At 68.1% G+C, this 23146-nt stretch carries 21 protein-coding genes; 8 read left to right on the forward strand and 13 right to left on the reverse strand.

Annotated elements, in window-relative coordinates; translation table 11 throughout:
- Window positions 1–44: 44 nt before the first annotated feature.
- On the forward strand, window positions 45–1589 hold the full coding sequence (locus ATE62_RS01825) for a lipopolysaccharide biosynthesis protein (protein WP_058806718.1): 1545 nt from the start codon (window positions 45–47) through the stop codon (window positions 1587–1589).
- Window positions 1590–1593: 4 nt separating this feature from the next.
- On the opposite strand, the gene ATE62_RS01830 is transcribed toward ATE62_RS01825, so the two are convergent.
- Together ATE62_RS01830 and ATE62_RS01835 are read right to left on the reverse strand one after the other, a co-directional pair.
- Window positions 1594–1848 (reverse strand): hypothetical protein, encoded by a 255-nt coding sequence (locus tag ATE62_RS01830; protein WP_058806717.1) that lies wholly within the window; start codon window positions 1846–1848, stop codon window positions 1594–1596.
- A gap of 160 nt (window positions 1849–2008) precedes the next feature.
- Window positions 2009–3007, reverse strand: coding sequence for an adenosine kinase (locus ATE62_RS01835; RefSeq protein WP_058806716.1), 999 nt, complete (start codon window positions 3005–3007; stop codon window positions 2009–2011).
- 321 nt (window positions 3008–3328) lie between these two features.
- Here ATE62_RS01835 and ATE62_RS01840 point away from each other — a divergent pair, with 321 nt between their 5' ends.
- Window positions 3329–4009, forward strand: coding sequence for an EI24 domain-containing protein (locus ATE62_RS01840; RefSeq protein ID WP_058806715.1), 681 nt, complete (start codon window positions 3329–3331; stop codon window positions 4007–4009).
- On the forward strand, window positions 4006–4377 hold the full coding sequence (locus tag ATE62_RS01845; RefSeq protein ID WP_058806714.1) for a hypothetical protein: 372 nt from the start codon (window positions 4006–4008) through the stop codon (window positions 4375–4377). The genes ATE62_RS01840 and ATE62_RS01845 overlap by 4 nt, the downstream gene beginning before the upstream one ends.
- A gap of 7 nt (window positions 4378–4384) precedes the next feature.
- Here the strand turns inward: ATE62_RS01845 and queG are convergent, their stop codons facing one another.
- Window positions 4385–5449: a tRNA epoxyqueuosine(34) reductase QueG gene (gene queG / locus ATE62_RS01850; RefSeq protein ID WP_058806713.1), complete on the reverse strand. Its 1065-nt coding sequence runs from the start codon at window positions 5447–5449 to the stop codon at window positions 4385–4387.
- 68 nt (window positions 5450–5517) lie between these two features.
- On the opposite strand from queG, the gene ATE62_RS01855 reads away from it, so the two are divergent.
- On the forward strand, window positions 5518–6474 hold the full coding sequence (locus ATE62_RS01855; protein ID WP_058806712.1) for an ABC transporter ATP-binding protein: 957 nt from the start codon (window positions 5518–5520) through the stop codon (window positions 6472–6474).
- The gene (locus tag ATE62_RS01860) at window positions 6471–7715 is read left to right on the forward strand and encodes an ABC transporter permease (protein WP_058806711.1); all 1245 of its coding nucleotides are present in this window, start codon (window positions 6471–6473) and stop codon (window positions 7713–7715) included. The genes ATE62_RS01855 and ATE62_RS01860 overlap by 4 nt, the downstream gene beginning before the upstream one ends.
- Window positions 7716–7738: 23 nt before the next feature.
- On the opposite strand, the gene ATE62_RS23115 is transcribed toward ATE62_RS01860, so the two are convergent.
- Window positions 7739–7927, reverse strand: coding sequence for a hypothetical protein (locus ATE62_RS23115; protein ID WP_156420410.1), 189 nt, complete (start codon window positions 7925–7927; stop codon window positions 7739–7741).
- A gap of 122 nt (window positions 7928–8049) precedes the next feature.
- Here ATE62_RS23115 and ATE62_RS01865 point away from each other — a divergent pair, with 122 nt between their 5' ends.
- Both ATE62_RS01865 and msrB read left to right on the forward strand, forming a co-directional pair.
- Window positions 8050–9306 (forward strand): cytochrome P450, encoded by a 1257-nt coding sequence (locus ATE62_RS01865; RefSeq protein ID WP_058806710.1) that lies wholly within the window; start codon window positions 8050–8052, stop codon window positions 9304–9306.
- A 54-nt stretch (window positions 9307–9360) separates the two neighbouring features.
- Window positions 9361–9849 carry a peptide-methionine (R)-S-oxide reductase MsrB gene (msrB, locus tag ATE62_RS01870; RefSeq protein ID WP_058806709.1) on the forward strand — a complete coding sequence of 163 codons (489 nt, stop codon included), beginning with the start codon at window positions 9361–9363 and terminating at the stop codon, window positions 9847–9849.
- A 6-nt stretch (window positions 9850–9855) separates the two neighbouring features.
- Here msrB and ATE62_RS01875 read toward each other — a convergent pair whose 3' ends face one another.
- From ATE62_RS01875 to ATE62_RS01885, 3 genes are read right to left on the reverse strand one after another with little or no spacing between them, the layout of a single operon-like run.
- Window positions 9856–11640, reverse strand: a complete 1785-nt coding sequence (locus tag ATE62_RS01875; RefSeq protein ID WP_058806708.1) for a hypothetical protein — start codon at window positions 11638–11640, stop codon at window positions 9856–9858.
- Between the two features lie 12 nt (window positions 11641–11652).
- Window positions 11653–12084 carry a GtrA family protein gene (locus tag ATE62_RS01880; RefSeq protein WP_231736038.1) on the reverse strand — a complete coding sequence of 144 codons (432 nt, stop codon included), beginning with the start codon at window positions 12082–12084 and terminating at the stop codon, window positions 11653–11655.
- A complete protein-coding gene (locus tag ATE62_RS01885) occupies window positions 12081–13616 on the reverse strand; it encodes an NAD(P)/FAD-dependent oxidoreductase (RefSeq protein ID WP_058806706.1) in 1536 nt (511 codons plus the stop codon). The genes ATE62_RS01880 and ATE62_RS01885 overlap by 4 nt, the downstream gene beginning before the upstream one ends.
- Window positions 13617–13778: 162 nt before the next feature.
- Here ATE62_RS01885 and ATE62_RS01890 point away from each other — a divergent pair, with 162 nt between their 5' ends.
- The gene (locus tag ATE62_RS01890) at window positions 13779–15548 is read left to right on the forward strand and encodes a tetratricopeptide repeat protein (RefSeq protein ID WP_058806705.1); all 1770 of its coding nucleotides are present in this window, start codon (window positions 13779–13781) and stop codon (window positions 15546–15548) included.
- Here the strand turns inward: ATE62_RS01890 and ATE62_RS01895 are convergent.
- The 6 genes from ATE62_RS01895 to rsmG form a co-directional block, all read right to left on the reverse strand.
- Complete coding sequence (locus tag ATE62_RS01895) at window positions 15543–18290, reverse strand: MSCRAMM family protein (protein ID WP_231736040.1); 2748 nt, start codon at window positions 18288–18290, stop codon at window positions 15543–15545. The two genes, ATE62_RS01890 and ATE62_RS01895, sit on opposite strands and share 6 nt — an antisense overlap.
- A gap of 68 nt (window positions 18291–18358) precedes the next feature.
- A complete protein-coding gene (locus tag ATE62_RS01900; protein WP_058806703.1) occupies window positions 18359–19186 on the reverse strand; it encodes a hypothetical protein in 828 nt (275 codons plus the stop codon).
- Between the two features lie 443 nt (window positions 19187–19629).
- The gene (locus ATE62_RS01905; RefSeq protein ID WP_058806702.1) at window positions 19630–20127 is read right to left on the reverse strand and encodes a DUF4402 domain-containing protein; all 498 of its coding nucleotides are present in this window, start codon (window positions 20125–20127) and stop codon (window positions 19630–19632) included.
- A 372-nt stretch (window positions 20128–20499) separates the two neighbouring features.
- Window positions 20500–21465 (reverse strand): ParB/RepB/Spo0J family partition protein, encoded by a 966-nt coding sequence (locus ATE62_RS01910; protein WP_058806701.1) that lies wholly within the window; start codon window positions 21463–21465, stop codon window positions 20500–20502.
- On the reverse strand, window positions 21466–22248 hold the full coding sequence (locus ATE62_RS01915) for a ParA family protein (protein WP_058806700.1): 783 nt from the start codon (window positions 22246–22248) through the stop codon (window positions 21466–21468).
- Entirely contained in the window at window positions 22245–22904 is a 660-nt protein-coding gene (gene rsmG / locus ATE62_RS01920; RefSeq protein ID WP_058806737.1) for a 16S rRNA (guanine(527)-N(7))-methyltransferase RsmG, read from the reverse strand. The genes ATE62_RS01915 and rsmG overlap by 4 nt, the downstream gene beginning before the upstream one ends.
- Window positions 22905–23146 lie beyond the last annotated feature (242 nt).

Below are 23146 nucleotides of genomic sequence, written 5' to 3' on the forward strand. Positions count from 1 at the left end.
CGCGCTAGTCTGCGCGCCGGGGAGAAGCAGAAGGGGCGCCAGGCTTGAGCCAGACGGACAGCGCGGCACCGACCGCCCCCGACGTGCCTCCTGCACCGCCGGAGCGCGACGCCGACACCGCCGCGCTCGCCAAGGGTGGGCGTACCAACTTCTTCGGCTTCATCCTGCGCCTCGTCGCGCGCCTGCCCTTCCTCTATGTCGCCGGCCGCTGGTACGGACCCGAGGCGGTCGGGCGCTTCGCCTTCGCGGTGCTCGTGATCGAACTCGTCGCGCAGCTCTCGACGCTGGGGCTCAAGCGCGGCCTCGCCGAGCAGCTCAGCAAACCCGGCGCCGATCCGCGCACCACCGTGTGGGACGGCATGTTCGTGGCCTTCCTCGCCTCGGCGCTCGGCTCGGCGGTGCTCCTCCTCTTCCCGCAATTCATGTTCCCCAGCGGCTCGATCAGCGCATCCGACCGTTTCATGGCGCTGCTCGTCTTCGCGATCGCGGGGACCGAGATCGCGCTCGCCGCCTGCGCCTATCGTTTCGACATCGGCGCGACGGTGCGCGCGCGCGCGGTGGTCGAACCCTGGGTGATCAGCCTCGGTGCGGCCGCCTTCTGGTATGTCTCGCCCCCCGACGGGCTGATGCTCTCTTATGCCGCGGCGATGCTCGGCGCCTTCGCGACCGCGCTGTGGCCGATGATCCGCCATTATGGCGGCCCCGGCGTGTGGCGGCCGCAGCCGACGCACCTCATCGGCCTCGCGCGCCGCAACGCGCCGCTCGCCGCCGCCGATGCGATCGAATGGGGCACGCGCCGCCTCGACCTCTTCATCCTCGGCCAGTTCACCTCACCGACGATCTACGGCATCTATTATATGGCGCAGCAGGTCGCCTCGCTGCCGCAGAAACTCAAGACCAGCTTCGAACCGATCCTGGGCCCGGTGATCACGCGCAACCTCGCCGAAAAGAAGCTTGCCGCCGTGGCGGCACAAGTGAGCCAGGTCGGTTTCTGGATCATCGCCGCGCAGGCGGGCGTCGCGCTCGCGCTCGGCATCCCGGGCGAGGCGGTGATGGGACTCGTCGGCCCCCAGTTCGTCGGCGGTACCGGCGCGCTCGCGTTCCTGCTCGCCGCCGAGGTCGTCGCGGCGACCGCCGTCGTCAGCGAGGCGGCGCTCGTCTATGTCGCGCGCCACCGCAATCTGCTGATCAGCCTCGCGACGCTCGCGCTGCAGGCGGCGCTCAGTGTCGGCTTCATCCTGATCGCGCGCGCGATGGGATGGCCGCCGATATTCTACGCCGGTGCGGTCGCGCTCGCGCTGATGCTCGCGCTCGGCTTTGCGTCGCTGGTCAAGGCGCGGCTGCTCTCGAAGATCCTCGACGCGCCGGTGAACAGCCTGCGCTGGGCGCTGGTCTGGGCGACCGGGGGCGCCGCGGTGCTCGGCTGGGGCGCGACGCAGCTCCCCGAATGGGCGGAATTGCTGATCGGCGTGCCCGTCATCCTCGGCATTTATGCCTGGCTGATCTGGACGCGCGGTTTCGGCCCCGCCGACCGCGCATTGTTCCGCAAGCATCCCGAGCCGGCGACCGAAGCCGCCGGCCCGGGCTAGACGCTTATTTCACTGCTTCCTGCGCCGCGTCGCCGACATCCTGCGCGGCATCGCCGACCTTTTGCGCCGCTTCGGTGATCGCACCGGTCTCGGCCTTTTCATTGCCGAGGAACTGGAAGGCGAAGAAACCCGCGATCACGACGACGACCAGCAGCATAAGCATGCCGATCCCGCCGCCGCGGCGCGGTTCGCGTTCGACGATCGTCGTGGTGTGCGTCGTGCCGTCAGGCTCGCGCGTGGTATGAATCTCATCGGCCATAAGAGCCTCCTATCCATCTGATGGCGGATAGGACGCGTCAAATCGTGATTTGTTCCGGCACCGGCCCGCTCCCCCACCGGCCTCCCCGACGATAGTAACCTGGGGAGGCCGGGTGGGGGAGCGGGCCGGTGCCGAATTCCGCGTCAGCGGAAAGGATGTCCTAGCCCAGCCGCGCCGCGACCTTCGCCTTGAGGTCGGTCTGCGCGCGCGGGCCGACCTGCGCGATGATTTCGCGTGCGCACACCGCGCCCATCGTCAGGCAGTCGGCGATCGGGCGCCCTTCGGCCAGACCCGACAGGAAACCCGCGGCGAACAGGTCGCCCGCGCCGGTGGTGTCGACCACCGTTTCGATCGGCTCGGCCGAGACTTCGGTGCGCGTGCCGTCGGTCACCGCGACCGCGCCATGCTCGCCGCGCGTCGCGACGAGCAAAGGCACTTCGGCGGCGACCTTCGCCAGCGCGGCTTCGAAATCGCCTTCCTGCGCCAGCTCGAGCAGCTCGGCCTCGTTGGCAAAGAGGATGTCGATCTCGCGCGCCGCCATCATGCGGCGGAAATCCTCGCCATGCCCCATGACCACGAAGGTGTCCGACAGCGTGAAGGCGACGCGGCGGCCCGCGGCGCGCGCGAGGCCGATCGCCTCGGCCATCGCCGCGCGCGAGGCGTCGGCGTTCCACAAATAGCCCTCGAGATAGAGGATGTCGGCGTCGGCGATCAGCGCCGCGTCGAGCGATTCGCGCCCCAGGCTCTGCGAGGCGCCGAGGAAGGTGTTCATCGTCCGCTGCCCGTCGGGGGTGACGAGGATCAGGCAGCGCGCGGTCGGCGCGCCGTCCGCCGCCGCCGGCGTGTCGAACGCGACGCCGAGCGAGGTCAGGTCGTGGGTGAACACCTGGCCAAGCTGGTCGTCGGCGACCTGCCCGATGAAGCCGCAATTGCGCCCGAGCGCGGCCATGCCCGCCAGCGTGTTCGCGGCGCTGCCGCCCGACATCTCGACCGCGGGGCCCATCGCGGCATAGAGCCGCTCGGCCTCGTCGGCGTCGATCAGCCGCATCGACCCTTTGACCAGCTTTTCGGCCTCGATCAGCTCGTCGGAGGCGCGGGCAAGGACGTCGACGATGGCATTGCCGATGGCAACGACGTCGAAACGGGCGGTGGAGGCCATGAAAATTCCTGTCGATGATGGGAAAAAGATTGCGCGCGGCTTTAGGGACGGCGGCGCTTCTTGGCAAGTTGGCGACGGCGCAGCGATTTATTCGCGCAGAGGCGCAGAGGGCGCAGAGAAAAGGTTCACGCGGAGACGCGGAGGCGCGGAGAAGAGAAGAGAATGGCGGCTTCGCCGCCCTTAATCCTTCTTTCTCTGCGGTCTCTGCGCCTCTGCGCGAATCCTCTTCTCTTCTTTCTCTCCGCGCCTCCGCGTCTCCGCGTGAACAATTGGCGGCGTCTGACGCTTGACGCATAGCCTCCGTCCGCGCCATCCCGTACCATGGCCCGCGCGATCCAAGCCCTGATGCTCGCCCTTGGCGACCTGCCGCGCCGCCCGGTGCTCGCCGTCCTCGCGCAAAGCCTCGCGCTCACGCTCGTCATTTTCGTCGCCGCGGGGGCTGCGATCTTCTTCGGCGCGCGCTGGGCGCTCGATCACTGGACCTGGCTTGGCGAGGTCGAGCTCGACATGGCCGGCTTGCTGATCATCATCGGCCTGATCGGCTCGAGCTGGCTGCTCTTTCGCGCGGTCGCGATCCTCGTCGTCGGGCTGTTCGGCGATGCGATCGTCGCCGACGTCGAGGAGCGCCATTATCCCGCCGCCGCCAAATTCGCGGTCGACGTCAGCTTCGCCAAGAGCCTGCGCCTCGGCCTCGCCTCGGTCGGGCGGCTCATCGCGGTCAACCTGCTCGCGCTGCCCGTCTATATCCCGCTGCTGTTCACCGCGATCGGCGCGCCGCTGCTGGCCTTCTTCCTCAACGCGCTGCTGCTCGGCCGCGATCTCGAGGCGATGGTGCTCGCGCGCCACCCCGAGCGGCCGCGGCTCGATCGCGGCGCGCGCTGGTCGCTCGGCGCGCTGTCCGCCGCAGCTTTCCTGGTGCCCGTCGTCAATCTGTTGGCGCCCATCATCGGCGCGGCTATGGCCGTCCACCTCATCCACCTGCGCGACAGGGACACCGAATGAACCGCCTGATCCTGGCTGCTGGGCCGATCCTCCTGCTCGGCGCCTGCTCGTCCGCCGTTCCGCCGCCGCGCAGCACCCCGCCGCCGGTCGCTGCCGCGCCGCCGCCCACCGTGGTGCGCCCGGTGCAGAACAACAGCCTGATCGGCCAGAGCGCCGACGCGACCCAGCGGATGTTCGGCAAGCCTCGCCTCGACGTCACCGAAGGCGCCGCGCGCAAGCTGCAATATGAGGGCAGCGCGTGCGTCATCGACATCTATTTCTACGCGCCGCGCGCGGGCGCCGACGCGGTCGCGACGCATGTCGATGCGCGCACGCCCGATGGGCGCAACGCCGAGCCCGAAAGCTGCGTCGCCGCGCTTCGCCGCTAGGCTGGCGTCAAGACGCCAGCTCGGCCAGCGCCCATTCCGCGGCCTCGGCAACCACCGGATTTTCGTCGCTTTTCAGCCGCTCGAGCAGCGGCCGGAAGCGGACATCACCGCTGTTCCCCGCCGCGATCGCGGCGTTGCGCACCATGCGGCTGCGCCCGATGCGCTTGATCGGCGACCCGGCGAACACCTGCCGGAATCCCGCATCGTCGAGGTCGAGCAGGTCGCCGAGCGCCGGCGCGGCGAGTTCGGCGCGCGGCAGGAACGCCTTGTTCCGCGCCGCGGCGTCGGCGAATTTGTTCCACGGGCACACCGCGAGGCAATCGTCGCAGCCATAGATGCGGTTGCCCAATGCGCGGCGGAACTCGAGCGGGATCGGCCCCGCATGTTCGATCGTGAGATAGGAGATGCAGCGCCGCGCATCGAGCCGGTAGGGTGCGGGAAAAGCGTCGGTCGGGCACGCCTCCTGGCAAGCGGTGCAGCTCCCGCACGTATCGCGTCCGGGTACCGACGGCGCCAGGTCGAGCGTCGTATAGATCGCCCCCAGGAACAGCCAGCTGCCATGGTCGCGGCTGACCATATTCGTATGCTTGCCCTGCCAGCCGAGCCCCGCGGCGGCGGACAGCGGCTTTTCCATCACCGGCGCGGTGTCGACGAACACCTTGACCTCGGCGTCCTGCGCTTCGGCCACCAGCCAGCGCGCGACATGTTTCAGCGCCTTCTTGACGACGTCATGATAATCGCCGCCCTGCGCATAGACCGAAATCCGCCCGCGTTCGGGATGATCCGCCAGCGCCAGCGGATCGGCCGCGGGCGCATAGCTCATCCCCAGCGCGATCACCGACTGGACCTCGGGCCACAGCCCCTGCGGCGATCCGCGCTCAGCGGCGCGGCTTTCCATCCAGATCATCTCGCCATGGCAGCCCTCGGCGAGCCAGGCGTTCAACCGCGCCGCGGTCGAGGGCGCCGCATCGGCGCGCGCGATCCCGAACGCCGCGAAGCCATGCTCGCGCGCGACGGCTTCCAGCCGCTGTTCCAGCGTGTCGTCGGGAGAAGGCAAGGCTTCGGCAACCATTGCCGCCCTATACGCGAGCCGCCTTTGCGTGTCATAGGGGCAGCAACGACATTTCGCAGGACCAGCTTTTGACCGATCTCGCCGTCGAGGCTCTTGGCCTCACCAAATATTTCGAGACCTACAAGGCGGTCGACCAAGTGTCGCTTCAGGTCCCCGCGGGCAGCATCTACGGCGTGCTCGGCCCCAATGGCGCGGGCAAGACCACCAGCCTGCGCATGACGCTCGGCATCATCGATCCCGACGCGGGGTCGAGCCGCCTCCTCGGCGGGCACAAGCCGCAGTCCGTGCGCCACCGCATCGGTTACCTGCCCGAAGAACGCGGGCTCTATCCCGGCATGAAGGCGCGCGAGGCGATCGCCTTCATGGGCGCGCTGCGCGGGCTCGACTGGTCGGAGGGGCGCCGCCGCGCCACGACCTTCATGACCGAACTCGGGCTCGAACGCGTGATCGATTCGAAGATCCGCAAGATGTCGAAGGGCATGGCGCAGATGATCCAGCTGATCGGCTCGATCGTCCACGCGCCCGACCTCATCGTGCTCGACGAGCCCTTCTCGGGACTTGATCCGGTCAACCAGGAACGGCTCGAAATGCTGGTGAAGCGCGAGCGCGACCGCGGCGCCACCGTGCTTTTCTCGACCCACGTCATGGCGCACGCCGAACGCCTCTGCGACCGGCTCGCGATCATCGCGCGCTCGCAGCGGCGCTTCGAGGGCACGGTCGACGACGCCCGCGCGCTGCTGCCGATGCAGGTGCGCTACACTCCCCGCCAAGGGAGCGACACCGCCGCCGTCGCCGCGCTGCTCCCCGCCGGCGCCGAGCCCAAAGGCGAGGCCTGGCATTTCGCGATCGAGGACCAGGACGTCGAGCCCTTGCTCGCGCGCATCACCGCGAGCGGCCTTGGCGTCACCGGCCTGTCGATCAGCCGCCCCGCGCTCCACGACGCGTTCGTCCATATCGTCCGCCAGGTCGACGCGGGCTTCACCGCCGACGCGTCCGAAGACGCGATCGAGGAGGCCAGCGCATGACCCCCTTCCTCAAGAACATGTTCGTCGTTGCGCGGCGCGACTTTCTGGCGATCGTCGCCACGCCGACCTTCCTGCTCTTCCTGCTCGCGCCTTTGTTCATGATCGGCATGGGGCTCGCTGGCGGCATGGGCGCGTCGCAGCTCGCCGACAGCGCGCGCGGCGCCGGGCGCATCGTCGTCGTCGCCGATGCGACCGACGCCGAAGCCTTGCGCGATGCGGACACGCGGCTGCGCGCCGCAATGCCGCGCGAACCTGCGACGCTCGTCGTGCGCATCGCGACCCCGGCCGCCGATCCCGTCGCGATCACGAAGGAAAAGGGCAGCGACACCTATGCCGTGATGAGCGGTCCGCTGGACGCCCCGCGCATCGTCGAGCGCGAACCCGAAAGCGCGTCGGGGCGCTATCTGTCGCTGCTCGCGGGCGAGGTGATCCGCGCCCGCGCCGCGGGCGACCTGCCCGCGGTCGCGCCGCGTTTCGAAAGCCTGTCGCGCGGCGGCAACAGCATCGCGCTCCAGCAAAGCCTGGGCTTCGGCGCGGTGTTCGCGATCTTCCTGCTGACGCTGCTCCTTGCGGGGCAGACGGTGAGCTCGCTCGCCGAGGAAAAGGGCAACAAGGTCATCGAGATCCTCGCCGCGGCGGTGCCGCTCGAAAGCGTCTTCCTCGGCAAGTTGCTCGGTTTCCTCGGCGTCGCGATCCTGTTCATCGCCTTCTGGATCGTGATGGCCTTCGCCGGCGGCTTCGTCGCCGCGGCGCAGATGGACCCCGCCATGCTCGACGCGACCGGCCGCGCGGGCAAGGCCGCGGCGGCACTCTCCTCGATGCCCGCGACCGGCTGGGGTTTCTTCCTCGGCATCGGCTTCGTCTATTTCATCCTGTCCTTCCTGCTCCTCGGCGCGGTCTTCCTCGGCGTTGGCGCGCAGGCGGCGACGGTGCGCGAGATCCAGATGCTCAGCCTGCCGATCACCATCTTCCAGGTCGGCATGTTCAGCCTGTCGGCCGCCGCCGCGAGCGCGCCGGGCAGCGGGCTCGCGACCTTCGCGCAGATATTCCCCTTTTCCTCGCCGCTCGCGATGGCGGCGCGCGCCGCGACCGACGAGGCGAAGTCGGTCCACCTCCTCGCGCTCGGCTGGCAGGCTTTGTGGGTCGCGCTGGTGATCTTCATCTCGGTCCGCCTCTTCCGCGCTGGCGTGCTCAGCGGCCGCAGCGACTGGCGTTTCTGGCGGCGGAAGAAGGGCGCGTAGGCTTTTTTCACCGCGATGCCGGGCTATGCCGCGATGGCGTGAAAAGGTTTCGCGCAAAGACGCAAAGACGCGAAGAAGCTGTCCTGCGGCCGCAAGGCCGCTTTTTCAACGATCGCTGCGCGATGGCACGGCGCGCCTGAAAAAGCCGCTTTGCGGCGGGCGCGACATCTTCGTGCCTTTGCGTCTTTGCGCGAAACAAAAAATCCGAACATCGGAGATCCGCACGACCTTCGAGCGACAAGCCCGGCCCCCGCCTCCGTTGACAAAGCTGTAAATAGTGGCATTCTGCAACTGAATCGGCCGCGCGAGACGGCCGCGCAGAGGAGCAGCCCCCATGGCATCATTGATCCGCCCCGTCCCCGAAACCCTCGACCCCTTCGACGTCAGCCGCGCCGAGCTGTGGAGCGAAGACCGCTGGCAGGACCCGATGCGCCAGCTGCGCGCCGAATCGCCGATCTATCGCTGCGAGGATTCGAAATTCGGCCCCTATTGGTCGGTGACGACCTACAAGCCGATCCAGCATATTGAGGCCTTACCGAAAATCTTCTCCTCCAGCTGGGAATATGGCGGCATCACCGTCGCCGGCGACGGCATCGAACATCTCCAGGAGGGCGAAATCCCGATGCCGATGTTCATCGCGATGGACCCGCCGCAGCACACCGCGCAGCGCCGCACCGTCGCCCCCGCCTTCGGCCCCTCCGAAATCGAGCGCATGCGCGCCGACACCGCCGCGCGCACCGCCGCGATCATCGACACCTTGCCCGTCGGCCAGCCCTTCGACTGGGTCGAGAAGGTGTCGATCGAGCTCACCACCGACATGCTCGCGATCCTCTTCGATTTCCCCTGGGCGGATCGCCACAACCTCACCCGCTGGTCCGACGCGCTCGGCGATATCGAAAGCTTCGACACGCTCGAAAAGCGCCAGAAACGCCTCGGCATCGCCTTCGAAATGGGCGCCGCATTCAAGCAGCTGTGGGATCATAAGGCGCAGAATCCGGGTACCCACGACCTGATCTCGATCATGCTCCAGTCCGACGCGATGAAGCATATGAGCGAGAATGAGTTCATGGGGAACCTCATCCTGCTCATCGTCGGCGGCAACGACACGACGCGCAATTCGATGTCGGCCTATGCCTATGGCCTGCACAGCTTTCCCGAGGAGCGCGCCAAGCTCGAACGCGACCACAATCCCGACCTCGCGGTCAACGCGATGCACGAAATCCTGCGCTGGCAGACCCCGCTCGCGCATATGCGCCGCACCGCGACCGAGGATACCGAGCTGTTCGGCCACGCGATCAAGGCGCGTGACAAGATCGCGCTCTGGTACGCCTCGGCGAACCGCGACGAGAGCGTCTTCCCCGACGGCGACCGCATCATCGTCGACCGCGAGAATGCCCGCCGCCACCTCGCCTTCGGTTACGGTATCCACCGCTGCGTCGGCGCGCGCGTCGCCGAGCTCCAGCTCACGACGCTGATCAGCGAAATGCAGAAGCGCCGCCTGCGCGTGAACGTCCTCGCCGAACCCGAGCGCGTCCATGCCAGCTTCGTCCACGGCTATCGCCACATGCAGGTCGAGCTCGAAAAATATTGATGCGCGGGTGAAACCGGCCGATCATGCCGGACGAACCGGCATGAGGAGCTTTTCATGATCGAACGACGCTATCTCATCGGCGGCCTCGCGCTCGGCGGCGCGCTCATCGGGGCGCCGATGCTCTTCGCCAAAAATTCGCCGCGCCCCAAGGGCCAGCCCGGCTGGCAATTGAGCGAGGCCGAATGGAAGAAGCGCCTGACGCCCTTCCAGTACAGAATCCTGCGCGAGGCGGGGACCGAGCGCCCCTTCTCGCACCCGCTCGACAAGGAAAAGCGCGCCGGCACCTTCCTCTGCGCCGGCTGCGCGCTGCCGCTCTATTCGAGCAAGACCAAATATGACAGCAAGACCGGCTGGCCCAGTTTCTGGGCGCCGCTGAAGAGCGCGATCGGCACCTCGACCGACTATGACCTCGGCTATGCGCGCACCGAGGTGCATTGCCGGCGCTGCGGCGGCCATCTCGGCCATGTCTTCAACGACGGGCCCGAACCGACGGGCAAGCGTTATTGCATGAACGGCGCCGCGCTGTCCTTCCGGCCCGGCTGACGCGCCTCAGCGCAGGATGCGATAGACGCGAAGCGCGCCACGCGACAGCTTGGCGTCGTAAGCCAGCCAGTCGATTTTCGCGCCCTTTGCGAGCTGCGCCGAAAGCCCGCGCGGATTGGCGAGCGCCATATTCTCCATCTCGGGAATGCCCGCGCAATAGACCAGCCAGGTCGCGCCGCTGGCGCGCACGATCGGCGCCGATTCGACGGGGTCCGACATATAGGCGGTGATCACGCGGTTCATCGCGGCGTGGTTGCGATGGTGTCCGGTCGCGATCACGCTGTGCGGGGTCCGCACGAGGATCGCGGGTCCGGTATCGATCGGCGCAAAGACCAGCGCCGCGGGCGCTTCGCCAAGCGGCGCGAGCGCCGCCGGGGTGACGCAGCTTTCCTCGCCTTCGGCCGCCTTCAGCTTGCCCGTGGCGTCGGCGGGCAGGACGACCGCCAGCGTGCGCGCCGCGATCAGCGCGTCGATCGACGGAATCGCGGTCAGCACCAGCATCGCGCCGCCGACGCGGCCGAGCAGCGAGCGCTGCGCCCGGCTCCAGCCCCACAGCGCCGCGGCCATCGCGCCGAAGGCCGGGACCATATAGGCATGCGCCACTGCGCCGGTACGGAAGACCAGCATCGACAGCGGCACGCTGCACGTCAGCACGAACAGCAGGCGATCCCAGCCTTCGGCGACGCTGCTGCCGCGCGCGGCACGCCACGCCCAGAGCGCCGCGCCATAGCCGACGATCGTCGGGGCAAAGAACAGCGCCGCGACGTCGGAATCCTGCGCCCACACCGGCTGGCCCTCCATCACCCGGTCGTACCAGAAGCGGCGGACGAGCGGCTCGAGTTCGCCGAAGGGCCCGCCGAGGCACGGCCGGCCGAAGATCAGGAAGGCGGCGGCGCCCGCGGCGCCAACGAGGGCGAGGACGACCAGCCGCCGCTGCCAGCTCGACGCCAGCGCGCGAAACTGCAGGCAGGCGAAGAGCATCAACCCGGTCGCCGCGACGCCGGTGGCATAGGGCAAGGAAAAGCCGTCGCAATGCACCGTGACGAACGACGTCCAGCCGCGGAAGACCAGCAGCCATAGCGCGGGAATGGCCACCAGCCCGGCGGCGAAGCCCGCGAGCCGCGGCGCCTTGGCCGGATCGCGCAGCCATTCGAGCGCGAAGAGCGCGCCGAAGATCGCCAGATAAGGCAGGCCTTCGAGCGAGATTTCGACATGCGCGGCGATCACCAGCGCCGCCGCCAGCCCGCGCCGGAACGTCGCTTCGCCGAGCGCGAGCCATAGCATCGCGACCGACAGAAGCAGCTGCCAGCCATGATGGTCGATGCGCAGCGGCGCGAAATAATGGAGGAAGGTCACCCCCGACGCGGCGATCAGCAGCCCCGCGATCGTCTGGCGCCGGTCGCCCAGCATCGTCAGGATGCGCCCGAGCAGCAGCAGCAGCGGCAGGACGAGAAGCAGGGGATAGATGGCGATCGCCCAGCGCTCGGCCATGTCGGGCGCAAGGAAGAGGCGCAGCAGCGCGATCAGCGCCGCGATCTGCATGTCGACGAAGCGCGACCAGTGCATCATCCCGCCGCCCTCGGCGGGGTTGATCCGGTACTGGGTGACGTCGAACCAGCTCTGCCCGCCGAGCAGGTCGCGAACCTGGACCAGCCGCAGATAATCGTCGGCATCGCGCAGGCCCAGCGTGGCGATGCCCTCGCGATAGAGGAACAGCCCGGCCGCGACCACCGCGAGCCACAGCAGCAGCGCGATCCGGTCGACGCTCAGACGTTCGAGCTGCGCGCGCATCGGTCTTGGCCTTCAGTCGGCCGCGAAAACGAGCGTCTTGCGAAGGACATAGGTCGCGACGAACGACACGCCGATCGCCGCGAGCTTCGCCAGAATCAGGTCCATCCCCGCGCGGTCGCCCGCCCAGACGATCGCGACGGTCAGCCCCAGCCCGACGAAGGCCGAACCGAGGAACAGCCCCTTCTGCCGCACGCGGTCGAGCCCCGCGGTGCGCGCGCCCTCGACGAAGACGAGGCGCGAGCTGATCAGCCAGTGGATCACGATCCCTGCGCCATAGCTCGCTGCCGCAGCGGCCGGTGACGCCCAGCCCGCCGCAAGGAACAGTTTGAACAGCGCCATGTCGCCGGTGAGTGCGATCGCGCTCGCACCGACGTAGCGCAGGAAGGTGACCTGCAGCAGTTTCTGCGCAAAGGCGGGGAGCGGCCGCGCCATCACGTGCGTCACGCCGCCTTGCTGACGCGCGCGGGCACGTCGCGGACCGACGCCAGCGCCGCCTGTTCGCCCTCGGTGCCGCTCTCATGATATTCGGCGTCCTCGTTGACGCCCCAGATGTCGTAGACGCGCTCGCCGGCGACGATGTTGCGCACCGTCAGCATCGCGGTCATCATCGCATGGTCCTGGTTGTTGTAGCGGTGCATGCCGTTGCGCCCGACCATGTGCAGCGTCGGATAACGCGCCTCGAGCTCGGACCGCATCGTCTCGACATGCGCCGCATAATCGTCGTCATAGACCGGATAGGCCTTTTCCTGCCGCACTACCGCGCCGCCAACGACATCCTTGGGATCGCAGAGCCCGAGGATCGCCATCTCGCGCTTGGCGAGTTCGACCAGATCCTCGTCGCGCGACGCCCACAGGCCGTCGCCCTCGAAACAGAAATATTCGAGCCCGACGCACGCGAGTTCGGGATCGGGCACCATTTCGGGCGACCAGCTGCGAAAATTCTGCACGCGGCCGACCTGCACCTTGCTGTCGTGGATATAGATCCAGTTGTCGGGGAACAAATCCTCCGAGCGAATCTTGAGCGCCACGGTCAGGAAGTCGCGATATTTGAGCGACGGCGCCGCGCTCAGCGCGCACGCCGGCAGCGGATGGATACGCGCCGCGAGCTCGCGCATCGGCGCCGAGCTGATCACATGCGCGGCGTCGATCACGACGTCGCCGCCCGGCCCGTTCGCGGTCAGCCGCCAGCGGCCGCTCACCTGGTCCTGCGTCAATTGCTTGAAGCTGTGCCCCATCAGCACATGGTTGCCGCCCGCCTCGACGTGCCCGCGCGCCGCCTCCCACATCATCCCCGGCCCCAGCCGCGGATAGCGGAAAGTCTCGAGCAAAGTCTTTGTCGCCATGCCGTCATTGGGCCTCTTGTTGAGACCCAGGCTGCGCTTCAGTCCGTCGAGCACCGCGGCGCCGAGGCTGAGCCCCTTGATGCGCTGCGCCGCCCAGTCCGCCGACATTTCGTCGCACGGCATGCCCCACACCTTCTCGGTATAGGTCTTGAAGAAGATCGAATAGAGCTTCCGCCCGAACTGATTGATCGTCCAGTCCTCGAAACTGCGCACCTTCTTGTTCGGAAACAGCTTCGCCTGCGCATAGCTGATCATGCACAGGGTCGAACGCACGACGCCCAGATTCCACAGCGCCTCGAACGCGCGCAGCGGATAGGAGTAGAATTTGCCCTCATAATAGATGCGGCTCATCCGCGGGCGCTGGATGAAGTCGTCGGGGAGGATCTCGTTCCACAGGTCGACGACTTCCTGGCTCTTCGAAAAGAAGCGGTGCCCGCCGATGTCGAAACGGAAACCCTCATGCTCGACCGTGCGGCTGATCCCGCCGACATAGACGGGGTCCTTCTCGATCACGGTGACCCTATAGCCTTCCTTGGTCAGCAGATAGGCGGCGGTCAGCCCCGCGGGCCCCGCCCCGATGATCGCGACATCGGCGCTGGTCGGGCGGTTCTTCGAACCGGACACATTCGACATTTCGGACTCCCCACAGGCAAAATATTGCTCGTCGTCCGCTTTGGGCAAATATGGATAAGGAAAGGTTAACGCCGCCCGCTTTGGCATTCGCCGCGCGCTTGGGAGCGCACATCTTCTATGATAGCCTGCCCCGGTTGTTCCGCGCCTTGGGGAGGGTTTGCGATGTACCAGGGGTACAAGGCCGCCGCGATCGCTTGCATGGGATTCACCCTCGCCAGCCTGCCCGCCGAGCCCGGCTTTTCCGCCGCCGCGCTCGACGCACTCGATCCCACCCGCCTCGCCAAGGCCTTTTGCGGCGCGCGCGACGCGGGCGCCAGCCTCGCCAGCGAGCTGCTGATCGCCAGCGCTTATGCCGCCCCGGCGAGTGCGGGCACCACCATCCCCCTCTACCCCGACCTCGCCGCGTCGCCCTTCCCCGTTTCGGCACAAGACGCAGAGGCGCGCGCCTATTTCAGCCAGGGGCTGCTGCTCACTTATGGTTTCAACCACGCCGGGGCGGTGCGCTCGTTCCGCGAGGCGCAGCGGCGCGAGCCCGGCTGCGCGTCCTGCTGGTGGGGCGAAGCGCTCGCGCTCGGCCCCAATATCAACGCGCCGATGGACGACCGCGACCGCGGCGCCGCGCTCGCTGCCATGGACCGCGCGATGGCGCTGCGCACGACCGCAACCCCGCTCGAACGCGCGCTGATCGAGGCGGTGGCGCTGCGCTATTCGCGCGACCCCGCCGCCGACCGCGCCGCGCTCGACGCCGCCTATGCCGACGCGATGCTCGGCGTCGCGCGCCGCTTCCCCGCCGACGACGATGTCGCCGTGCTCGCGGCCGAGGCGGCGATGAACACCAGCCCGTGGAATTATTGGGCGGGCGACAAGAAGACCCCGGTGGGTCGCAGCGGCGAGGCGGTGCGCCTCGTCGAGACCGTGCTCGCGCGCAACCCCGCGCACGTCCAGGCGAACCATCTCTATATCCACCTCATGGAATCGGTCGATCCGGCGCGCGCCGAGGCCGCCGCCGACCGCCTCGCCGACCCGCGCGCGCCCAGCGCCGCGCATCTCGTCCATATGCCCGGCCATATCTACCAGCTGCGCGGCCGCCACGCCGATTCGATCCGCGTCAACATCGCCGCGGCGCGCGCCGACGAGGCCTATATCCTAGGCGCCGGCGACCAGGGGCTCGTGCGCTACGGCTATTATCCGCACAATATCCACTTCATCGTCACCTCGGCGCAGATGGCGGGCGACATGACGACCGCGGTGCGCGAGGCGAAGCGCCTCGGCGCGGTGCTCGACCCCGCGACCTCGGCGCGCATCGCGTGGATCCAGTCGATCGATGCCGCGCCCTATTTCGCGATGGCGCAATTCGCCGATCCGAAGGCGATCCTCGCCATGCCCGCCCCCGACGCGCGCCTGCCCTACCCGACCGCGATGCGCCACTACGCCCGCGCCGTCGCGCAGGCGCAGCGCGGCGATCGCGCTGGTTTCGACCGCGAACTCGCCGCGATGGAGAAGCTGCGCACGTCGGACGCCTTCGCCGACATGGTCGCGCAGGGCGTCCCCGGCCCCGATCTCGTCAAACTAGCCGAACTCGTCGCGCGCGGCCGCTTCGCCGCCCGCCTGCGCCGCTACGAGGAGGCGATCGCCTTCTACCGCCAGGCGATCGAAGTCGAGGCGACGCTCCCCTATCAGGAACCGACCTACTGGTATTATCCGGTGCGCCAGTCGCTCGGCGCCGCGCTGTTCCAGGCCGGCCGTCCCGCCGAAGCGAGCGACGCCTTCCGTGCCGCGCTGACGCAGGCGCCGAACAACGGCTGGGCCCTTTACGGCCTCAGCCGCAGCGAAGCCGTGCAGGGCAAGAAACTCGAAGCCGCCGCCGCGCGCCGCGCGCTGGACAAGGCATGGCTGGGCAAGGAGAGCTGGCTGCGGATGGACCGGCTATAGCCCCGCCCCACCGTCACCGCCCGGCGGTCCGCGCGCATCGTTGCCTTCACCTGTCGCGCCCTCGCCGCCCTCGGCCAGCATCCGCGCCACGGGTTTCAGCGCCAGCGTGCCCAGCCGCACGCGCGGGGTCGCCTTGCCCGGCGACGCGCTCACCGCAAAGGCCGTATCGAGGCGCAAGAGCTGCGCCGAGGCTTTCGCCGGGCGCACCGTATAGCGCCCATAAGCCACGCTTTCGAAAAGGAAATATCCGTCGAACTCGCTGAGCGTCGTCGCGCGCACGCGCCCCTCGGCGTCGACCAGTTCGAGCCCCAGCCCCCCGATCGCATTGCCGCCGTCGCGCATGACGGTGCCCTCGATCTCGCCTGCGGCGGTCATCGGGATCATCACGCGCGTCGCCACGCCCGGCCGCGGGGTGACCACAACGCCGGGCAGCGCCGGCTGGACATAAGGATCGGGCAGGCTGCCCGCGTCGACCCCGATCATCACCGGGCGGAAGGGTTCGAGCCCGTCGATCGTCGCTGCGCCCGCCTTGTCGGTCGCCGCCTCGATGAAGGCGTTGCCCGCGGTCAGCGGCACACCGGGCAGCGTCGCCTCGTCGGCCTGCCGGATACCGTCGCCATTGTCGTCCATCCACACTTCGGCGCTCACCTGCCCGCGCCCGCCGAGCTTCTCGCTCGACAGCCGCCAGCCGCCGCCCGCGCCCGCGCTGGTCCGCGGCTTGGGCCCGAAGCTGAAGGCGAGCGACAGCGACGCCGCGACCGAGCCGTCGCTCGCCACCTCGCCGAAACCCGTCAGCTGCAACGCCTTGAAACGGCGTGTATATCCGATGCCCGCGCGCCCGCGATCGAGCCCCTTGTCGTAACCCAGCTCGGCGCGCCATTCGGCGTCGTGCTTGCCCGCCCATTCGGCGATCACCGTCGCGCGCGAATCGGCATTGGCGCCCGACAGCGCAAAGCGCGCCTCGCCGCGGAGACGCACGCGCCCGATACGCGCATTGGCCAGCAGGGTCGCGGTGACATTGTCGGGCGGATCGGGCCCGATCGGCACCTTGGTGCGCATCCAGTCGAGCTGGCCGGTGAAGGTCAGCGCGCGAAAACTCGCCGACGCGCGCGCCGAGGCCTCGAGGCTCTGGATGCCCGAGGTCCGGTCGACATGGCGCAGGTCGAAATGCAGCGGCAGGATCGTCCGCCCCAGTTTGACCGATTGGTCGAGCGAGAGCTGATACAGCCCGTTGATATTGCCGACAAAACGATCCGAGGTAAAACCGCCCCAGCCGCGCATCGCCTCGGCGCGGACATAGGTCTCGCCGAACGCCGCGAGCCACCCCGCGCGCACCGCGCCGCCCCCGTCATCGGCGTAACTCCCCGCCACCTCGAGCAGCGTCGGCCCGATCGAGCGCCGCAGCGCGACTTCGCCATAGCTCCGCCGGACATTCTCGATCACCAGGCTGTGCGCATAGGCCGCGACCGACGTGCGCGGATCGAGCCCGCGCTCGATCCCAAGCGTGCCGCGCCAGCCGCGCCGGAACGGCCCCCGCCGGCGGTTGCCGAATTCGATCAGGTCGGCATTTTCCTGCGCGAAACCCGCCCAATACCAGGTCTGCTGCGGCGGGATCGAATCGATCCCCACCTGCAACTGCTTGATCTCGCGCCGTATCTGCCCTTGGGGGCCATAGAGCACGATCTCGAAGCGATTCGAGCCATATTGCAGCGGCACGTCGAGAAATTCGTAGCGCCCCGACGAATCGGGGCTGGTGAAGGCCAGAAGCTGCCCGTTGCGATAGAGTTCGGCGTCCCAGCCGGCGGGCAGGTCGCCGCGAAAGCTCGTCTTGTCGAAGGCGTCGGGACGCTCGACCGGGCGATTGGTCAGCACCGCGCCGCGCCCCGGCGCCGACTGCGCGACGAGTCCGGTCGAGAGCAGGCTGACATCGCCCACCGCATAGTGCGTCGCCTTCAAGGGCCCCAGTAGATTGCCCTGCGGGTCGGTGCGATAGAGCCGCATCCGCAGACTGTCGGGCACGCCCTCATTATCCGACGACAGTCGCGCGTCGAAGCTGTGCTTCAGCACCTCGCCGGCGGCGAATATCTCGTAGCGCGCCTGGACATAGTCGCCGCCGCGCTTGTCGGACACCGCGCCGAGCGAGGCGGCGACATCGACCGAGGGCGTCGCCCACATCTGATAGGGGCGCGTCGCCTGCGGCAGGCTCGCGAGGTCGAATTGCGCCGCGGGCTTGATCCCCGCCGCGCGCGCGCGGCGCTCGGCGGCGAGCTGGAAGGGCAATTTCTCCTTCGAATCGATGCGCAGCACCGCATTCGACAGATCGGGGACGAGCGGCAGGTCGAGCCACGCCGACAATTGCTTCACATCGACGCACCAGCCCGCCGCGGTGTCGCGGATCGCCGTGGCGCCGATCGGGAAGCTTCGGCTGCCGCTCTGCACCTCGCCTGCGTCGCGATCGATCGTCAGGCTGCGGCGCTCGTCGAACACCCAGCCGGTTGCGCGGCGCAACTTCTTGTCGACGCGCACCGGCAGGTCGAGCGCGAGCACGACATCGGCGAGGTCGACGCACACCCCCGACGGCGTCTGATAGCCGCGCACCCCGTCGCCGAGGCGGTACTGCCCCGACCGCACGTCGAACAGCCAGCTGTCGTCCTCATTGGGTTTCCACCCGTCGGAAAGCTCCGCTTTTTCAGCAGCATGGGCGCCGGTCGGGACGAGCCCGGCCAGCGCCAGCCCGGCCAATGCAGCCGGGAGAAATCGTGCAAGAACCGCGCGAAACACGGCTTTGCTCGTTTGGCCGTCCCGCTACCTCATTTCACCACCCGGTCGGCCTCGTCGATCGTCCCGCCGCCGATTTCGCGGTCCTCGCTATAGCGGATCTTGACCTGCCCTTTGAGCTTCGCCGCGAGTTCGGGCGGCACGCGCAGCGACACCTTGCGCTGCCCCACCTCGGGATAGACCGCAATGCCGCGCGCGAGCAACAGCGGCTCGGCGAGGCCCGGCCGCGTCACCTCGATATCGCCGTAGACCGAGCGATTGCCCGTGCGCGCGAGGTCGAAGGCAAAGGCGGGGCCGTCGACGGTGTCCTCGACCCGCGCCTCGCCGATCTCGGCGCTCGCGCCGAGTTCGCCGACACGCACGATCACCGGGATCGTGATGCCATAGATCGGCGTCAGCGCGATCGACACGCCGCCGCTGCTTTGCTGTTTCGCGGGATCGACCGCAGGCGCGGCGTCGGGCACCGCGCGGAACAACATATGCGCGCGATATTCGCCCGCCGGCATGCCCTCGGGCACGCGCACCCCGACGCGGATCACCTGCGGCTGGTTCGGCGGCAGCGTGACGCGGCGGGGGTTGAAGCTGATCATCGCGAGCGCGGCCTTCTCCGCGTCATTGGCATCGGCCTCCTCGATCTCGTCGAGTCCGCCCTGCGCGGTCATGCGCTTGATCTCGAGGCTGATACGATAGGTCGCGGGCGCGCTGCCGATATTGTTCAGCACCACCTCGGTCCCGCGCGATCCGTCGAGCAGGATGCGCGTCGGCGCGACGAGCAGGTCGCCCGCGGCATGAGCAGGCGCAGCCGCCGCGCAAAGCACGGCCGCCGAAAACAGGCCGAAGCCCTTCAGAAATCGCAACATGAAATGGTCCCCACCATTTAGGAAACCGTCGGCCCACACCGCCCGGCAGTCCCCACCCTGTTGCGCCAACATGGTTGATATTTCGCTAACCATAGGGCGGCCGCGTGCCGACCGAGACGGGGCTTCCTGCCGAAGACGTCAGCGAGATTATTTCGCGCAGAGACGCAAAGACACGAAGAAGCTGGCTCGCGGCCGGAAGGCCGCCATCCTATTCATCGCCGCGCCCACCGCCACGCAGCAGGAATAGGCCGCTTCGCGGCAGACACGACATCTTCGCGTCTTTGCGTCTTTGCGCGAAGCAAAAAATCCCGACCCGTCGGGCTCCGACAACGCTCGCTGCGCGAAAACAGCGCAAAAAGGGCCGCCGGGGGCTGGTACCCCGACGACCCTTTTTTCGGCCGGCGGACGCAAGCGCCCGCCGTACCCCCCACCCTTATAAAGGCTTACTGATAGTTGGCGGTGACGTTGAACGTGCCCGAATAGTCGCCCGCCGTCTGGTTGGCGCCGACGCTCAGCGTGCCACCGACCTGGAAGCTGCCGCCCGTCGCGCCCAGCGTGACGGTGCTCGCCGAATAGGTCAGCGACGACGACATCGTGCCGCCCAGCGAGCCGTTGAGCGTCACCGACGAATCGCCACCGACGACGACCACCGCACCCGAGGTGCCGGCGATGTTGAAGTTGGCGGCGGTGGTGGTGCCGGTGCAGGTCAGCCCGGTACCGCAGGTCGCAGCGCCCGAGGTCGACACCGCGACGGTCGAGGCGGTCGCGCCGCTGATCACCGTGGCGTACTGCAGGTCGCTGGTGTTGGTGAGCGTGATCTGGCGCAGGATCTTCGCCTTCGCCGTACCCGTGGCCGACGCCGCATGCGCCGCCGAGGCGTTCATGGCGAGGGCAGCAATCGCGGCGCCCAGCAGGGCGCGCTTCATTCCAATGGTGCGCATATGATTTGGTCCCTTGAACTATCGTGTCGCGAATGGAAATCCCACCCCATCGCTGCCGCCCTTCTACGGCGCACCCGTTCAGCCTTTGCCCAACAACCATGGTTAACGGCGCATATACGATTGGCCCGCATTTCCGATGGAAAGCAGGCTAAATCAGCGCTTTGGCGCTGTTTCAGGGTGACAGTGGGGACCGTCTCTTTCTACTAACGGCCCGGTTCGGCACAAATTAAGCCCGGCCGAAAGACCGATTCGAGCCGTGTCGCCGGATCGGGATTCGCGGAGGGGCGCAAAGGACGCAGAGCGCTGCGGAGCTGCCCATTCCTCTGCGCTCTCTGCGCCTCTGCGCGAATCAATTCATGCCTTCGGCGGCTATCAGATCGATTCGCCAGACAATCGCTGGCAGATCATGTCGAGCTGGTCGAGCGACGCGAATTTGAGCGTCAGCGCGCCCTTGCCCCCGCCGGCATATTGGATCGCGACGCCGATGCCGAGCAGCTCGGACAGGTGCCGCTCGACCGCGACGATGTCGGGGTCGCGCCCGCCGTCGATGCTCTTATATTCGATCGGCGCCTTGCGCCCGCCGCCCTTGCCCGTGCGCACCAGCGCCTCGACCGCGCGCACCGACAGGCCTTCCTTGACGACCTTGCGCGCGATCGCCTCGGCCCCCTCGGCGCCGATCAGCGCGCGCGCATGCCCCATCGCCAGCGACCCGTCGCCGACCAGCGCCTGCACGCTGTCGGGCAGGTCGAGCAATCGCATCAGATTCGCGACATGGCTGCGCGACTTGCCGACCAGCTTCGCCAGCGCGTCCTGGCTGTGCCCGAAATCCTCGATCAGCTTGCGATAGGCCCCGGCCTCTTCGATCGCATTCAGATCCTGCCGCTGGATATTCTCGACCAGCGCGATCTCGTAGGTCGCCGCATCGTCCAAGGCGCGCACCAGCGCGGGGATGGCATGCAGCCCCGCGCGCTGCGCCGCGCGCCAGCGCCGCTCGCCCGCGACAAGCTGATAGCCCCCCCCGTCGGGCGCCGCGCGCACGATGATCGGCTGGAGCAGGCCGCGCGCCGCGATCGAGTCGGCGAGCTCGGCGATCGCATCTTCATCGAAATGACGCCGCGGCTGCCCCGGCAGCGGACGAATCGCGCCGACCGGCACGTGCTGCACCGCATCGCCCGAGACCGGCGCGGCGACCTTCGCCGCCCCGCCCGGGCTCGCGAGCACCGGTGCCTCGACCGCCGCATCGCCGAACAGCGCGTTCAGCCCGCGCCCCAACCCCGACGGCCGCTTTTTCGCGGGAGCCGCTGCGGTAGTGCCAGTTTCTTTATCGTTATCAGACATTTAGGCCGCCTTGCGGACGTTGGGCAGGCGATCGATCAGCTCGCGCGCCAGCGCGATATAGGCCATCGATCCCGGACAGCGATGGTCGTAGATCAGCGCGGGCAGCCCGTGGCTCGGCGCTTCCGAAAGCCGCACGTTGCGCGGGATCACCGTCTCGAACACCACCGGCCCCAGCACCTCGCGCACATCGTCCGACACCTGATCGGTCAACCGGTTGCGCCGGTCGAACATGGTGAGCGCGACCCCCAAGATCGACAATTTCTGGTTGAAGCGCTCGCGCACGCGCTCGACCGTGGTCAGCAGCTGGCTGAGCCCCTCGAGCGCGAAAAATTCGCATTGCAGCGGCACGATCAGCGATTCGGCGGCGATCAACGCGTTCAAGGTCAGCATGCCCAGCGAGGGCGGGCAGTCGATCAGGCAGATGTCCCACTGCCCCGCCTCGGCGCCCGACAGCGCCTGCTGCAGCCGCTGCAGCCGGTCCTGGAATTCGATCAGCTCGATCTCGGCGCCCGACAGGTCGACCGTCGCCGCGACGATGTCGAGCCGCGGCACCGCGGTCGGGATCGCGCATTCGGCGACCGTCGCGTCGCCGCGCAGCAGCTCGTAACTCGAAAGCTCGCGCTGTGCCTGCTTGATGCCGAGCCCGGTCGAGGCGTTGCCCTGCGGATCGAGGTCGATGATGAGCGTGCGCCAGCCCGTCGCCGCGAGCGCGGTGGCCAGGTTGATCGCGGTCGTCGTCTTGCCGACCCCACCCTTCTGGTTCGCCACCGCGATGCGGATCATGCTTTCCCTCGCTTTTTTGGCGCAATGCGCCCCTGACCCACCAGGATCTGACTTTCGCCATCGGTGCGGCTCTGTTCCACGTGGAACATTCTCTGCCATGCCGGCGGCAGCAACGCCAGTTCCTTAACCGCGTTTCGCCCCTTTGGCAGCAGCCAGCGCGTCGATTCGGTGGAAAAACGCGCGGATAAGTCGATCAGCCGATCGAGCGGCGCAAAGGCCCGCGCGCTGATCGTCCCCGCAGACTGCGTTTCGACGCGCTCGAGCGGCGCTTCGGCAACCTCGACATGCCCCAAGCCCAGCTCACCCGCGACGGCGCGCAAAAATTCGCATCGCCGCCGCCGCGATTCGACGAGCAAAATCGGCCGCTCGGAGAGGATAGCGACGACCAGCCCCGGCAATCCCGGGCCGCTCCCCAAATCGACCCAAAGCCCTTCGCCCTCCCGATCGAGTGCCAGCAACTGCGCGCTATCGGCGATATGCCGCACCCAAAGCGTCGGGATAGTCGACGCCGCGATCAGATTCTGCCGCTCGTTCTCGGCGACGAGCATCGCCGCAAACCGCTCGAGCGCCGCCCATTGCACGGCGGTCGGCGCAAACGCCGCTTTCAGCCAGTCGCGCGCAGCGCCTTCATCTTCCAATAGTTCGGCGTCCGCCACGTCGTCTTCCACCTTCCCCGCGAAGCGGGCTTATCCGTCCTTCGTGCCTTTGCGCCTTTGCGCGAGATTTTAAAAGCCTCACGCAAAGGCATGGGCACATGCAAAGACATCGCCGACCCAAGAATTTCTCACACAAAGTCACAAAGGGGGCCGCGAGCCACGCGAGACGAGCCTTCGGTCTTGAGCGCCAATACTATTGGTCATGACCCCGGACTTGATCCGGGGTCCCCTTTCCGCTCAAA

The organism is Sphingopyxis sp. HIX, assembly GCF_001468285.1.
In the GTDB taxonomy this organism is placed as follows: domain Bacteria; phylum Pseudomonadota; class Alphaproteobacteria; order Sphingomonadales; family Sphingomonadaceae; genus Sphingopyxis.